This window comes from Pseudomonas sp. E141, from assembly GCF_052659885.1.
In genome coordinates, this window is sequence record NZ_CP084024.1 from 4,205,547 (window position 1) to 4,219,356 (window position 13,810).

Consider the following 13,810-nt stretch of genomic DNA (forward strand, 5'->3'; position numbering starts at 1 on the left):
TGTGAACGTCGGCGCGGCCCACCGTTTTCGAACGCGCCCGTCTCAGGTGCCTGGTACCTCGCGACACAGTAGAATAGCCGCCACCTTACGCAAGATGCGACCCGCTCATGACCGATCTGACGCTATATCACAACCCGCGCTGCTCCAAATCCCGCGGTGCGCTGGAACTGTTGGAGGCCCGTGGCCTGACGCCCACCGTGGTCCGCTACCTGGAAACCCCGCTCGACGCAGCTCAGCTGGAACGCCTGTTGACCAAGCTCGGCATCACCGCCCGGCAACTGCTGCGCACCGGCGAGGACGAATACAAGACCCTGAACCTGGCCGACGAAAACCTGAGCCAGTCCCAATTGATCGCCGCCATCGCCGCTCACCCCAAACTCATGGAACGACCGATTCTGGAAACCGCTGACAAGGCCGTGATCGGGCGCCCGCCAGAGAAGATCCTGGAGATCCTGCCGTGAGCACACCGTACATTCTGGTGTTGTATTACAGCCGCAGTGGCTCGACCAACGAGATGGCCCGGCAGATCGCCCGGGGCATCGAGCAGGCCGGGCTGGAAGCGCGGTTGCGCACGGTGCCGGCAATTTCCGCCGAGTGCGAAGCGGTATCGCCGGACATTCCCGAACAAGGCCCGCTGTACGCCAGCCTCGATGACCTGAAAAACTGCGCCGGTCTGGCCCTGGGCAGTCCGACCCGTTTCGGCAACATGGCCGCGCCGCTGAAATACTTTCTCGATGGCACCAGCAACCTGTGGCTGACCGGCGCCCTCGTGGGCAAGCCGGCGGGTGTGTTCACTTCCACCGCGAGCCTGCATGGCGGCCAGGAAACCACTTTGCTGTCGATGATGCTGCCGCTGTTGCACCACGGCATGCTGATCACCGGCCTGCCCTACAGCGAGTCAGCCTTGATCGAAACCGAGGGCGGAGGCACGCCGTACGGCCCGAGCCATCACGCCGGGGCCGACGGTAAAAGCGGCTTGAACGAACATGAAGTGGCGCTGTGCCGGGCACTGGGCTTGCGCCTGGCAAAAACCGCCCTACTGCTGGAGAACGGCCGTGGCTAAGAAGCCGAAAATCCTGCCGCCCATTCAGTGGCTGGAACCGCGGGTACGCATCGCCCGGGTCCTGAGCCTGCTGTGCTTTTTCGGGCTGGTGGGGTTGCTCTGTGTGTATTACCTGCTGATCGCCGACCTGCACGGCGCGCGCCCCTGGGTGATTCTGCTGATCGAGCTGGTGCCGCTGCTGATACTGGCGCCAGGCATGATCAGCGGCAGCCCCCGCGGGCATTCGTGGATGTGCTTTGTGGTAAACCTGTACTTCATCAAAGGCGCGCTGGCGGCCTATGACCCGAACCGACAGGTGTTCGGTTTGCTGGAAATGGCGGCGAGCGTGGCGGTGTTCTGCTCGGCGCTGCTGTATGTGCGCTGGCGGTTTCAGTTGAACCGGCGGTTGGCTGGAGAAGGCGAGATTTCCGTCGCCTGATAGATGGCTATCGCGAGCAGGCTCGCTCCCACATGAGATTTGTGGCGTTCACAGATCCCCTGTGGGAGCGAGCCTGCTCGCGATGCGGCCTCAATGATTGACGGTATACGCCAGCATCATCGAAATCTGGCTCATGGGCCTTCCACCACTCTCTTCATGCCACTGGTTGAAGGCCTGCTGCACCGTCGCCAGATCCCGCAGGCTGGTGGGAACTTTGTCGATGATGTCCTGCGCATTGAGCGCCGCCACCACGTCATAACTGGGCACAAAAGTGTCCTTGCCCATCATCCGCAGGAAACGCGGAGCCGACAGACCGCCCAGTTGATGGCCGTGCTTTTTCAGGTAGGTCCACAGGCCTACGATGTCGGTCACCGGCCAGTCGGCGATCAGCGCGCCAAAGCTGCCTTTTTCATGGGCCACGTCCAGTATCAATTGCGCGTTGCGCGGCACGCTCTTGAGCTTGCCCAAGTGACGGATGATCCGCGCGTCCTGCATCAGCCGCTCCAGGTGCTCGGCGCTCATCAGCACGACTTTTTCCGGGTCGAACTTGAAAAACACTTCCTCGAACGCCGGCCACTTGGCGTCCACCAGGCTGTGCTTGAGCCCGGCGCGAAACACCCGCAGCGCCATGGTCGAAAGGTAGCGGTCGTCGCTGATCTTGCGTAGTTGGGCCGGGGTCTTGGGAACAGGCAGGTGGGCTTCCAGTTCAGCCGCCGAACCGAAGCGGTTCAGACAATACTCGTGCAGCCACTTGTAATCGCGCATGCCCTCTCCTGGGGTCGGAAATGAAAACGGCGCTCTAAGTGGCCTGGCCACGAGCGCCGTGAATAGGAGCCGCTGAGTTCGTCAGAGGTTCACCACGTTGACGAATCGCGGCGTGGCGCTTTCGTCGATGCGCAGGTTGGTGAAGTCGAACAGGTTACGGTCCGCCAGTTGCGACGGAACGACGTTCTGCAAGCCGCGGAAAATGCTCTCGGTACGGCCCGGGGTCTTGCGCTCCCACTCCTGCAGCATCTCCTTGACCACCTGGCGTTGCAGGTTTTCCTGGGAGCCGCACAGGTTGCAAGGGATGATCGGGAACTGCTTGAAGTCTGAATAGGCCTGGATGTCTTTCTCGCTGCAGTAGGCCAGCGGGCGGATCACCACGTTGCGCCCGTCATCGGCGCGCAGCTTGGGCGGCATGGCTTTGAGCGAGCCGTTGTAGAACATGTTGAGGAAAAAGGTCTCGACGATGTCGTCACGGTGGTGCCCCAGGGCCATCTTGGTCGCGCCGATCTGGTCGGCAAAGGTGTAGAGCGTGCCACGACGCAGGCGTGAGCACAGCGAGCAGGTGGTCTTGCCTTCCGGGATCAGTTCCTTGACCACCGAATAGGTGTCCTTCTCGACGATGTGATATTCCACGCCCAGCGATTGAAGGTAGGCCGGTAACACATCCTCGGGGAAACCGGGCTGCTTCTGGTCCATGTTCACCGCGACAATGTCGAACTTGATCGGCGCAACCTTCTGCAAATGCATCAGCACATCGAGCAAGGTGTAGCTGTCCTTGCCGCCGGACAGGCAGACCATGACCTTGTCGCCGTCTTCAATCATATTGAAATCAGCGACCGCCTCACCGGCCTGGCGGCGCAGGCGCTTTTGCAGTTTGTTCTGGTTGACCGTAAGAGTGCCCATGACGCGAAATCCGTGAGGTGTGACGAAAGGCCGGCATTTTACGCAAAAAATCCCGAATATGGCACCGCCCCTGTGGCGAGGGAGCTTGCTCCCGCTGGGTTGCGAAGCAGCCCTCTGGGCTCGTCTGTTGGCGTCTGCTTCGCAGCCGAGCGGGAGCAAGCTCCCTCGCCACAGGAAATCTCTTGGCCATGGGAAGCGCTCACAGATCACGCCGCGATTAGCCTGCTCCTTTACAGCGCGATTTGCTCTAAGCCCCCCATCCCCCTGGCGAGAACTCCTTTCTATACTGCGACATAAGGTCGCACACACTTACAGACCTGTACTTACTCGGCCGTTTGGCCCGTAGGCGCTCCGTTGGGGGGCGATGGCAATAACAAAGGAGTGACTGACTATGATCCATCATGTCGTGGGGCTCTTTACCCACCCTGATCAAGAATGGAAAGAAATCCGTGGCGATCAGGAGGAAAGCATCAGCCACATGTACCTCACCCACACGCTGATCCTGGCGGCCATTCCCGCGGTATCGGCGTTTATCGGCACCACGCAGGTGGGATGGGTCATCGGCAACCGGCCTCCGGTGATGCTGACCCAGGAAAGTGCGCTGTGGATGACCATCATGTCGTACCTCGCCATGTTGGGCGGTGTGGCGGTGATGGGCGCCTTCGTGCACTGGATGGCTCGCACCTATGACGCCAACCCGAGCCTGGCGCGCTGCGTCGCATTCGCCACCTACACCGCGACCCCCTTGTTCATCGGCGGCCTGGCGGCGCTCTATCCGCACATGTGGCTGGGGATGATCGTCGGTACGGCAGCGATCTGCTACACCGTCTACCTGCTGTATGTGGGCCTGCCCACTTTCATGAATATTCCTCAGGACGAGGGTTTTCTGTTTTCCAGTTCGGTGCTCGCCGTGGGTCTGGTGGTGCTGGTGGCTATCATGGCGTTTACGGTGATTGTCTGGGGGCTGGGCGTCGGTCCGGTGTATACCAACTGAAGGGTTCGAACCCGCTCAGGGTTCCCTTCTGAAAACAAAGCAATATCTGCCAATACAGGCCGCCGCAAGGCGGCCTTCCTGTGTTTGGCGCTGGCGAAACGACCACTGGGCGTCTGGGCGATTCGCAACGGCCGGCGCTTGCGGCATACTCAAGCCTCTGGAGACCCGTACAGCATGCTTGAGCAACTCAATACCCGCGTCGAAGAGTGTTACCAACAAGCCGAAACCTTTTTCAAACGTCCTTTCAAACGTCCCGTGGTCAGCTTCAAATTGCGTGGCCAGAAGGCCGGTGTCGCGCACCTGCATGAGAATCTGCTGCGCTTCAATCCACAGTTGTACCGGGAAAACGCCGAAGACTTTCTCAAGCAGACCGTCGCCCACGAGGTTGCGCACCTGATTGCCCATCAGCTATTCGGCGAACGCATTCAGCCTCATGGTGAAGAGTGGCAACTGATCATGCGCGGCGTGTACGAACTGCCGCCCAACCGCTGCCATACCTACGAGATCAAGCGCCGCAGCGTGACCCGCTACATCTACAAATGCCCCTGCGACGGCAGCGACTTCCCCTTCTCGGCCCAGCGTCACAGCCTGGTACGTCAGGGGCGCCGCTATTTGTGCCGCAGTTGCCGCAATACCTTGGTGTTCAGTGGCGAGACTCGGGTGGAGTAGCTGGTTTTTGTGGCGTCTGGGCTGGCCCTTTCGCGAGCAAGCTCGCTCCCACACTGGATCTATAGCGCTCACAGAACCTCTGTGGGAGCGAGCTTGCTCGCGATGAGGCCCGAAAGAACGCTACAAAACCACCCCGGCATCGCGCAGTTGCGCAATCCGCTCAACACTAAACCCCAACTCCCCCAACACCTGATCCGTGTGCGCTCCCAGCCCCGCGCCAATATGCCGAGGCTCGGGCAAGCCCTGCGAGAACTTCAACGGACAGGCCATCTGCGCCTGGCTCGAGCCATCGCCACGAGGCACCAGGGTCACGACGTCCCGGGCCGCTAACTGGGGATGCCTGAGTGTTTCTTCCAGGCTCAGCACCGGTTCGACGCAAGCATCAACCCCTGCAAACAACCGGCACAGCTCAGCGAAATCATGCTTCTGGAATTCAGCCTGCAATTGCTGCTTTAGCTGCCGTTGCTGATCTGGATGGGGCGACAGCCCCTGGGCCGCCAGCTCCGGCCGTCCCAGGGTCTCGCACAACGCCTGCATGAAGACCGGCTCCAGGCTGCCCACCGACATCCAACGGCCATCACGGGTGCGGTAATAGTCATAGAAGCTGCCACCGTTGAGCATCTGGTTTTCCCACTCAGGTGCCACGCCGCAGGCCAGATAACCGGCACCGGCCAAAGCGTTGAGGCTGAACACGCAGTCGGTCATGCTCACGTCCAGATGCTGGCCCTGCCCGGTCTGCTGACGGGCGATCACCGCCGCCAACAGCCCGATCACGCCGTGCAGGGAGCCACCAGCGATGTCCGCCGCCTGGATGCCCAGCGGCAATGGCCCGGCGTCGGCACGCCCGGTGTGGCTGGCCAGTCCCGCCAGGGCCAGGTAGTTGATGTCGTGGCCGGCGCGATCCTTGTAGGGACCGGTCTGGCCGTAGCCGGTGATGGACACGTAGATCAATCGGGGATTGATCGCCTTCAAGGCTTCGTACCCCAGGCCCAGCCGCTCCATCACACCGGGGCGGAACTGTTCCAGCAGGATGTCGTGGTCGCCCAGCAACTGCTTGATCACCTCCAGCGCCGCCGGCTGCTTGAGGTCCAGGGCCAGGCTGCGCTTGTTGCGGTTGAGGTAGGCATGGCTGGCCGAGACGCCCTGATCATGGGGCGGCAGTATCCGTAACAGATCCGGGCGGGTCGGCGACTCGATGCGCAACACCTCGGCCCCCATGTCCGCCAGCAACAACGAGGCGAACGGGCCGGGCAGCAGGGTCGAGAAGTCCAGAACCTTGAGCGATGCCAGTGGGCCTTGCATGGGCGATCTCCGCGTGGTGATGCCCTCAAGACTAGGCAGGGGTTGGCGGTGGAGCAATTACCGCAGGTGTCAGTCTGGCTGACCATTGCGCTCAGCAACAGCATCCTCGACTGAAAAATCCCTCAAATAAAAAAACCCGCCGAAGCGGGTTTTTTATTGCAGCGAAAGGTTACTTCACAGCAGCAGGGGTTGGGCCTTCGGCCACGCCCAGGTCGTCTTCTTCACGGGTGTCGGAGATGCCGCGACCGCCGGAAGCCAGTTCGCTCTGCAACTGGTCTACGTCCAGTTCCTTGACCCACTTGGCAACCACGATGGTGGCCACAGCATTGCCCACCAGGTTGGTCAGGGCGCGGGCTTCGGACATGAAGCGGTCGATACCCAGGATCAGCGCCAGGCCGGCTACCGGCAGATGACCCACGGCCGACAGGGTGGCCGCCAGCACGATGAAGCCGCTACCGGTCACGCCGGCAGCACCTTTGGACGACAGCAGCAGCACCAGCAACAGGGTGATCTGGTGAGTCAGGTCCATCGGCGTGTCGGTGGCTTGGGCGATGAACACCGCAGCCATGGTCAGGTAGATCGAAGTGCCGTCGAGGTTGAACGAGTAGCCGGTCGGGATCACCAGACCCACCACGGATTTCTGCGCACCCAGACGCTCCATCTTGATCAGCATGCGTGGCAGGGCCGACTCCGACGAGGAAGTACCCAGCACGATCAGCAGTTCTTCACGGATGTAACGGATCAGCTTGACGACACTGAAGCCGTGGGCCCGGCAGATGGCGCCCAGCACCACCAGGACGAACACCACACAGGTGATGTAGAAGCAGATCATCAACTGGCCCAATTGCACCAGCGAACCGACACCGTAGGCGCCGATGGTGAACGCCATGGCACCGAACGCACCGACGGGTGCCAGTTTCATGATCATGTTGATGATGTTGAACATCACGTGGGCGAAGCGATCGATGAAGTCCAGCACCGGCTTGCCGTAGGCACCCAGGCGATGCAGGGCGAAACCGAAGATCACCGAGAACATCAGCACTTGCAGGATATCGCCATTGGCGAACGCGCCGACGATGGTGTTCGGGATCACGTTGAGGATAAACGCCACGATGCTCTGGTCTTTACCGGCCGAGATGTAACCGGCGATCTTGCTGGTGTCCAGGGTCGTCACATCGATGTGCATGCCGGCGCCCGGTTGCACGACGTTGACCACGACCAGACCGATCAACAGGGCGATCGTGGAGACGATTTCGAAGTACAGCAGCGCGTAGCCACCGGTCTTGCCCACCGACTTCATGTTCTGCATGCCGGCAATACCGCTGACAACGGTACAGAAGATGATGGGAGCGATGACCATTTTGATCAGTTTGATGAATCCGTCACCCAGCGGTTTGAGGGCAACGCCGGTCTGCGGATAGAAGTGGCCGAGCAAAATGCCGATGGCAATGGCTACGATCACCTGGAAATACAGGGATTTGTACAGTGGCTGACGAGTCGTCATGGCAAACCTTCCTCAAGCGTCCCGTGTGACAACATCCACCTGTCGTCCACGAAACCTCAATTGCGAACCCTCCTGCACTGGAGGGATTTGTTTTGGCGGCTGCACGGCGGCAGACCTGCGGATGCCTATCGCAAGGCCCATGCCATTTTCCGGAAAATGCCTACACCCCCTGAGCTACAAGGGCTACACGCGGGTAAACAGACCTGAACAGCCAGACGCAGATGGCGGATTCCCGCCCACAAGGCCGTTCTCGCTCCGGGATTTGGCGGATATCCGCCTTGTCGAGCGCAAGGCCCCTGCTACCATCGGCAGCTCAATAAACGGATTCCTGCCATGCGCCAACGCACCATCGCCAGCCACTTCGCCCGCGCCGCCCTGGGTGGTGCGCGCCGGCAAGGTTTCGATTACGTTCCCTTGTTGCAACAGCTGGGCATCAGCCCCGAGCTGTTGGACGAGCCGCGAGCACGCATAGCACCAGCGCAGTTCGCCAGCCTGTTGCAGGCCCTGCGGCTGGCACTGGGGGACGAGTATCTGGGGTTTGGTCTGGCCCCCAGTAAACCCGGGACGTTTGCCATGATGTGTCACGCGTTGATCCACTGCCGGACCCTGGGCAAGGCACTTCAGCGCGGGTTGTTGTTCTACAGCCTCTTCCCGGACGCCCCGAGCCTGACGCTTGAGGCCGAAGGGGAACGGGTGCGCTTGAACCTGGATGAAACGACACTGCGCGACCCCGACCATTTCCTGGCTGAAAGCCTGCTGGTGATCTGGCATCGCCTCGGCAGTTGGCTGATCGGCCAGCGGATCGGTCTGGAACAGGCGACATTCAGCTATGCCAAGCCCGCCCATGGGGCCGAGTACGATCTGTTGTTCCCCTGCCCGCTGGTGTTCCAGGCGCAACGTTGCAGCCTGTTGTTCCACAGTCGTTACCTGGATATGCCGTTGTTGCAGGACGAACGAACCCTCAAACACTTTCTCGAACATTCCCCCGCCGACCTGCTGTCACGCCCTGACGATGGCAACAGCCTGAGCAGCCAGCTACGCCGCCTGCTCAGCCGCGACGCCGCACGCTGGCCGGATCTGGACACCGTCGCCGCCCATCTGCACATCAGTCCGCAGACGTTGCGCCGGCATCTGCGGGAGGAAGGCACCAGCTTCCAGGAACTCAAGGATCAGCTGCGGCGGGATATCGCCATCTACCATCTGGGGCGCGCGGACCTGTCGTTGCAACAGATTGCCGAACATCTGGGGTTCTCTGAACCGTCGGCGTTTCACCGGGCGTTCAAGAAATGGACGGGGGTAACGCCGGGGGCTTATCGGGAGCAGGAGAGTTGATGGAGGGGCTGCTGATTTTCAGTGGACACACAACCCGCGCGCCCCTCAGATCAAAATGTGGGAGCTTGGCTTGCCCGCGATGGCGCCCTTAGAGACTGCCATCGCGGGCAAGCCATGCTCCCACAGGTCTGATTCCAGCAGGTATCCGTTAGCAGTCAAAGCACCGGAAAATGAATCCGAAATGCCGCCCCGCCCAACTCTGAATCCCCCAGGGTCAACCGGGCGCCGTAGCTTTCGATGATGTCTTTGACCACCGCCAGCCCAATGCCCTGCCCCGGATGCTGGCGATCCAACCGCTCGCCACGCTGCAGAATCCGCGCGCGCTGATCCGGCGGCACACCCGGCCCGTCATCCTCGACACATAATTCAATGCCGCCGAGGGTCTGATGCACGCTGATGCGCACCTCGCCCAGGCACAGCCGATAGGCGTTTTCCAACAGATTGCCGAGCATTTCCAGCAAGGCGCCCTGCTCGATCGGCACATGGCACTGCTCCGGCAGATCGAAGCTGACGTGGACGCGCTTGTCGCGATAGACCTTGTCCAGCGTATCGCACAGGCTTTGCAGCACCGGGCGCAAGCGCACCTGATGGCGCACCAGGCCACTTTTGCGCAGGCTGGCGCGCTGCAACTGATAGCCGATCTGCTGGCTCATGCGCTCGATCTGGCTTTGCAGCACCCAGGCCTGTCCACGATCTTCGGTGCGCCGGGCCATGTCTTCACTCACGCCTTGCAGCACCGCCAGCGGGGTTTTCAGGCTATGGGCCAGGTCATCGAGGGAGTCACGATAGCGGCTGCGCTGCTCCCGCTCGCCATGCAACAGACGGTTGAGGGAACCGGTCAAGCGCAGCAGCTCCCGGGGGTGCTCGGTGCTGAGACTTTCCCGGCTGCCGCTTTCGATTTCGTCCAGTTCCTGGCTCAGGCGCCTCAACGCGCGAAGCCCCCAGCTCAGGCCGATCCACAACAGGGCCAACAACACTGCCAGCGCAGCACCGAAGCCCAGGTAGAGATTTTCCCTCAGGCCGTCGAGCGTCACTTCGTAATCGCGCACCGGTTGCAGGGTGACGAAACTGAACGCCGCGCTCTGGCCACCGAGCAGTTTGACTTCGACGTCGTAGACGAAAAACTCCTGGCCGTTGTCTTCGCGGATACGCGCGAACTGATTGCCCTGGCCGTCGTAGCGCGGCGTGTAATTGATGTTCTCTTCCCGAGTGGCCTTGGACCGCCACACCAAGCGCCCGTCGCGATCATAGATGTAGCCCAGCAGACGGGCGTCGGCGAGGTTAAAGCGCTCATCGGGCAATTGCGCCGGCATCTTCAAGCGGTTGTTTTCCACGCGGGCAGCGGAAATGAGCGTGGTCACGTCCGACGCCAGGCGTTGTTCGATGGACTCCTGCAGGGCCAGGCTGAACGCGCCTTGCATGGCCGGCAGCAGTGCCAGCATGAACAACACCGCCAGGGTCATGGCGGCCAGCATCAACCGCAGCCGTAGCGAACGAATCACTGGCAACGCTCGTTGAACAGGTAACCCAGGCCACGCACGGTTTCGATCGGTTTGAAGCCGGCCGGGGCTTCCAGTTTGCGCCGCAGACGCCCCACTAGCACTTCGATGACATTGGGGTCACGCTCGTCGTCATCCGGGTAAAGCTGCTCCATCAAGCGGTCCTTGGCGACCACCTGCTGATGATGGCGCATCAGGTATTCAAGGATGCGGTATTCATAGGCCGTCAGCGCCAACGCTTCCTCACCCAGGGACGCTTGCTTGCGATTGAGATCCAGCAGCAACGGACCGGCCACGATGGTCGACTGGGTGAAACCACTGGAACGGCGCAACAGCGCGTTCAGGCGGGCCTCCAGCTCTTCGAACTGAAACGGCTTGACCACGTAGTCGTCGGCACCGGCGGCCAGACCTTCGACCTTGTCCTGCCAGTTGCCGCGGGCAGTAAGGATCAGGATCGGGAAGGTCTTGTCCTGGGAGCGCAACCGGCGGATCAGCTCCAGCCCGCTGATGCCCGGCAAGCCCAGGTCGATCACCGCCAGGTCGTGATTGAATTGCGCGACCTGATACAAGGCCTCCTCGGCATTGGCCACGGCCTGCACCACATGGCCGCTGTCGGTCAGACGGGTCTGCAGGTGATGGCGCAGCAAGGCTTCGTCTTCGACGACCAGTAATTTCATGGGGCTCTCCCAGGCAAATCGAACAGTCCAGTCATGCACATCGGTTTACGAGAAGCGGCGCCGGATCGTCTTGGGCCGATCCGGCTGACCACGCTCACCTTCCAGCCTTAGAACGTGTAGTTGGCCGAGAGATAAGTCTGGGCACTGCTGGTCAGGTCCAGCGATCCAACCTTGCCACCTGCGTGGGGGCTCATCTCGGTGCTGGCGTTGCTGCGCAGGTAACGGTAACCCAGTTCCAGCGAGGTGTTTTGTGAAACCTTCTGCAGGATGCCGGCCTGCAAGCCCACCGCGTAGCCGATATCGCTGTCACGGCTATAGCCGGGGGAGTCCTGGGTCAGTTTGGTCAGGCCCGCCGTACCGCCGCCGAACAGCTTGGTGCTGCCGGTGACCGGATAGAACATATCGTAACTGCCCAGCAGGTTTTCCTGGCGCAATTTGATGCCATTGTGAGTGCCCGAAACGTTGTCGTACGTGGCGTAGTAGCGACCCTGGTCGTTTTGCCGGCCCAGTCGGACGCCATAGGTGGTGTCTTTGCCGATGATACCGTCGGCGTTCGGGTGATTGAGGTTAGCGTTCAGCGCGTCGGACTTCTTGACCTTGTCGCTGGTCTGGCCGAGGGTCAGGCTGGCGAAGTTGTCATCGGCGTGGGCCATGGCGCTGGCGCCCAGCACCGTGAAAGCCAACAGCAGAGTTTTCATGTGAGTCATGTTCAAGCTCCTGTGCAACGTGGGTGGTTTGTGAAGTCACAGCCACGTTAACCAACCGTCCCTGAATGGCCCTTGAACGTTCTCTGAACCTGCGCTGAATGAATCGGCTAGAGTGTTCTGTCTCACCCCCTGCATTTATCAAGGAGATCCGTCATGCACAGGTTGCTTGCTGTTGTACTTCTGGCCTTTAGCGCTGCGAGCCACGCCGCCATCCAGACCCAGGAGATCCCCTACACCAGTGCCGACGGCACCAAACTGATGGGTTACTACGCTTACGACGACGCGGTCAAAGGCCCGCGCCCGGGCGTGGTGGTGGTACATGAATGGTGGGGGCTGAACGATTATTCCAAGCGCCGCGCCCGTGACCTCGCGGGCCTGGGCTACAGCGCGCTGGCCATCGACATGTACGGCGACGGCAAGAACACCGAGCACCCCAAGGACGCCATGGCGTTCATGCAGGCGGCTCTCAAGGACGGCAAGGCGGCCAGTGCGCGGTTCCAGGCCGGCCTCGACCTGTTGAAGAAACAACCCCATACCGACCCGGACAAAATCGCCGCCATCGGTTACTGCTTCGGCGGCAAAGTGGTGCTGGATGCGGCGCGCCAGGGTGTTCCACTGGCCGGCGTGGTGAGTTTCCACGGCGCGCTGGTCACCAATACCCCGGCAACACCGGGCAGCGTCAAGGCCAAGGTCCTGGTCGAACATGGCGCACTGGACAGCATGGTCACCCCGGACAACGTCACCGCGTTCAAGAGCGAAATGGACAAGGCCGGTGCCGACTACACCTTCGTCAACCTTGAAGGCGCCAAGCACGGCTTCAGCAACCCCGACGCCGACCGCCTGGGTCACGGCGAACATGGCGGGCCGGATATTGGCTACAACAAACAAGCCGATGAAAAGTCCTGGGCGGACATGCAGAAGTTCTTCAAGAAGATTTTTGGCTGAACCCCATCCTTCAGCTGAAACAACCCCTGTGGCGAGGGAGCAAGCTCCCGCTGGGCTGCGAAGCAGACCCAAAGTCTGCGAGCGCTGCGCACTGGAGCGCCAGCCCGGTCGAGCGGGAGCAAGCTCCCTCGCCACAAAAGCCTCACCTGCTCACAATCTCCACGCCCCACTACCCAGCCTCAAGCCAACCCGGCAAAATGCCGGGCATGAACGCTCTCCCCGCCCTGCCCGCCTGCTGCACGCCCCTGGACGATCAATGGCTGTTGCCTCAAGTCCTGCCCGATACCCTGCTGCTGAGCACCCGCTTCGATCCGTTGCTGCTAAGCGCTGATGATTTTCCGAACAGTGCCATCGAGCCGCCCGCGAGCATCCAGCGTTCGGTGGCCAAGCGTCAGGCGGAATTTCTTGCCGGGCGGATCTGCGCCCGAGCGGCCCTTCATCAGTTGGACGGCCTGACGTGCGTGCCGGCCATCGGTGACGACCGCGCCCCGGTATGGCCGGCCCATGTCAGTGGCTCGATCACCCACAGCACCGGCCGGGCCGCGGCCATCGTCGCCAGAAAACACCACTGGCAAGGGCTGGGCATGGACCTGGAAAACCTGCTCGATCCCGAGCGGGCCGAGCGCCTGGCCGGTGAAATCCTTACCCCGCCGGAACTGCTGCGCATGGCCGCGACCGCGCAAGATGACCGAGCATTGCTGGTGACCCTGACCTTTTCCGTGAAGGAAAGCCTGTTCAAGGCGCTGTACCCGATCGTCAGGCAGCGCTTTTATTTCGAACATGCCCAAGTGCTGGAATGGACCCACAGCGGACAGGTTCGGCTGCAGTTGCTCACCGACCTGTCGGCCGAGTGGCGTCATGGCAGTGAACTGTCGGCGCAGTTTGGTGTGAAGGATGGGCAGTTGTTGAGTCTGGTGGGGATCAAGGCCTGAGATTTGTCGCGTTTTTCAGGCCCTTATCGCGAGCAGGCTCGCTCCCACAGGAGACTGCATTTCAATGTGGGAGCGAGCCTGCTCGCGATAAGGCCCG

General features: G+C 61.3%; 15 protein-coding genes. 8 read left to right on the forward strand and 7 right to left on the reverse strand.

Features of this window, described 5'->3' with window-relative positions; all coding sequences use genetic code 11:
• Positions 1-107: 107 nt before the first annotated feature.
• Genes arsC through GKKCFE_RS18830 form a run of 3 tightly spaced genes read left to right on the forward strand, consistent with a single transcriptional unit; the run spans position 108 to position 1,481 of the window.
• The gene (arsC, locus tag GKKCFE_RS18820; RefSeq protein ID WP_445576946.1) at positions 108-461 is read left to right on the forward strand and encodes an arsenate reductase (glutaredoxin); all 354 of its coding nucleotides are present in this window, start codon (positions 108-110) and stop codon (positions 459-461) included.
• Positions 458-1,063 carry an NAD(P)H:quinone oxidoreductase gene (gene wrbA / locus GKKCFE_RS18825; RefSeq protein ID WP_047228739.1) on the forward strand — a complete coding sequence of 202 codons (606 nt, stop codon included), beginning with the start codon at positions 458-460 and terminating at the stop codon, positions 1,061-1,063. The genes arsC and wrbA overlap by 4 nt, the downstream gene beginning before the upstream one ends.
• Positions 1,056-1,481, forward strand: coding sequence for a DUF2069 domain-containing protein (locus GKKCFE_RS18830; RefSeq protein ID WP_076383754.1), 426 nt, complete (start codon positions 1,056-1,058; stop codon positions 1,479-1,481). The genes wrbA and GKKCFE_RS18830 overlap by 8 nt, the downstream gene beginning before the upstream one ends.
• A gap of 90 nt (positions 1,482-1,571) precedes the next feature.
• Here the strand turns inward: GKKCFE_RS18830 and GKKCFE_RS18835 are convergent, their stop codons facing one another.
• Positions 1,572-2,246, reverse strand: a complete 675-nt coding sequence (locus GKKCFE_RS18835; RefSeq protein WP_076383753.1) for a DNA-3-methyladenine glycosylase I — start codon at positions 2,244-2,246, stop codon at positions 1,572-1,574.
• Positions 2,247-2,327: 81 nt separating this feature from the next.
• On the reverse strand, positions 2,328-3,152 hold the full coding sequence (gene ttcA, locus GKKCFE_RS18840; RefSeq protein ID WP_047228742.1) for a tRNA 2-thiocytidine(32) synthetase TtcA: 825 nt from the start codon (positions 3,150-3,152) through the stop codon (positions 2,328-2,330).
• A 391-nt stretch (positions 3,153-3,543) separates the two neighbouring features.
• On the opposite strand from ttcA, the gene GKKCFE_RS18845 reads away from it, so the two are divergent.
• Both GKKCFE_RS18845 and GKKCFE_RS18850 read left to right on the forward strand, forming a co-directional pair.
• Entirely contained in the window at positions 3,544-4,146 is a 603-nt protein-coding gene (locus GKKCFE_RS18845; RefSeq protein ID WP_047228743.1) for a Yip1 family protein, read from the forward strand.
• A gap of 174 nt (positions 4,147-4,320) precedes the next feature.
• Complete coding sequence (locus GKKCFE_RS18850) at positions 4,321-4,815, forward strand: SprT family zinc-dependent metalloprotease (protein WP_047228744.1); 495 nt, start codon at positions 4,321-4,323, stop codon at positions 4,813-4,815.
• 120 nt (positions 4,816-4,935) lie between these two features.
• Here the strand turns inward: GKKCFE_RS18850 and GKKCFE_RS18855 are convergent, their stop codons facing one another.
• A complete protein-coding gene (locus tag GKKCFE_RS18855; protein WP_339490970.1) occupies positions 4,936-6,117 on the reverse strand; it encodes a CaiB/BaiF CoA transferase family protein in 1,182 nt (393 codons plus the stop codon).
• A 169-nt stretch (positions 6,118-6,286) separates the two neighbouring features.
• Positions 6,287-7,621, reverse strand: coding sequence for a dicarboxylate/amino acid:cation symporter (locus GKKCFE_RS18860; protein ID WP_047228746.1), 1,335 nt, complete (start codon positions 7,619-7,621; stop codon positions 6,287-6,289).
• 333 nt (positions 7,622-7,954) lie between these two features.
• On the opposite strand from GKKCFE_RS18860, the gene GKKCFE_RS18865 reads away from it, so the two are divergent.
• Positions 7,955-8,953 carry an AraC family transcriptional regulator gene (locus GKKCFE_RS18865; RefSeq protein WP_445576947.1) on the forward strand — a complete coding sequence of 333 codons (999 nt, stop codon included), beginning with the start codon at positions 7,955-7,957 and terminating at the stop codon, positions 8,951-8,953.
• A 155-nt stretch (positions 8,954-9,108) separates the two neighbouring features.
• On the opposite strand, the gene GKKCFE_RS18870 is transcribed toward GKKCFE_RS18865, so the two are convergent.
• From GKKCFE_RS18870 to GKKCFE_RS18880, 3 genes are all read right to left on the reverse strand, one after another.
• Positions 9,109-10,455: an ATP-binding protein gene (locus tag GKKCFE_RS18870; protein ID WP_047228748.1), complete on the reverse strand. Its 1,347-nt coding sequence runs from the start codon at positions 10,453-10,455 to the stop codon at positions 9,109-9,111.
• Positions 10,452-11,129: a response regulator gene (locus GKKCFE_RS18875; protein ID WP_047228749.1), complete on the reverse strand. Its 678-nt coding sequence runs from the start codon at positions 11,127-11,129 to the stop codon at positions 10,452-10,454. Before GKKCFE_RS18875 ends, GKKCFE_RS18870 begins: the two co-directional genes overlap by 4 nt.
• Before the next feature lie 107 nt (positions 11,130-11,236).
• Positions 11,237-11,836, reverse strand: a complete 600-nt coding sequence (locus GKKCFE_RS18880; RefSeq protein WP_107321731.1) for a hypothetical protein — start codon at positions 11,834-11,836, stop codon at positions 11,237-11,239.
• A gap of 153 nt (positions 11,837-11,989) precedes the next feature.
• Here GKKCFE_RS18880 and GKKCFE_RS18885 point away from each other — a divergent pair, with 153 nt between their 5' ends.
• Together GKKCFE_RS18885 and GKKCFE_RS18890 are read left to right on the forward strand one after the other, a co-directional pair.
• Positions 11,990-12,781 (forward strand): dienelactone hydrolase family protein, encoded by a 792-nt coding sequence (locus GKKCFE_RS18885; protein ID WP_047228751.1) that lies wholly within the window; start codon positions 11,990-11,992, stop codon positions 12,779-12,781.
• A 206-nt stretch (positions 12,782-12,987) separates the two neighbouring features.
• A complete protein-coding gene (locus tag GKKCFE_RS18890; RefSeq protein WP_230682629.1) occupies positions 12,988-13,713 on the forward strand; it encodes a 4'-phosphopantetheinyl transferase family protein in 726 nt (241 codons plus the stop codon).
• Positions 13,714-13,810 lie beyond the last annotated feature (97 nt).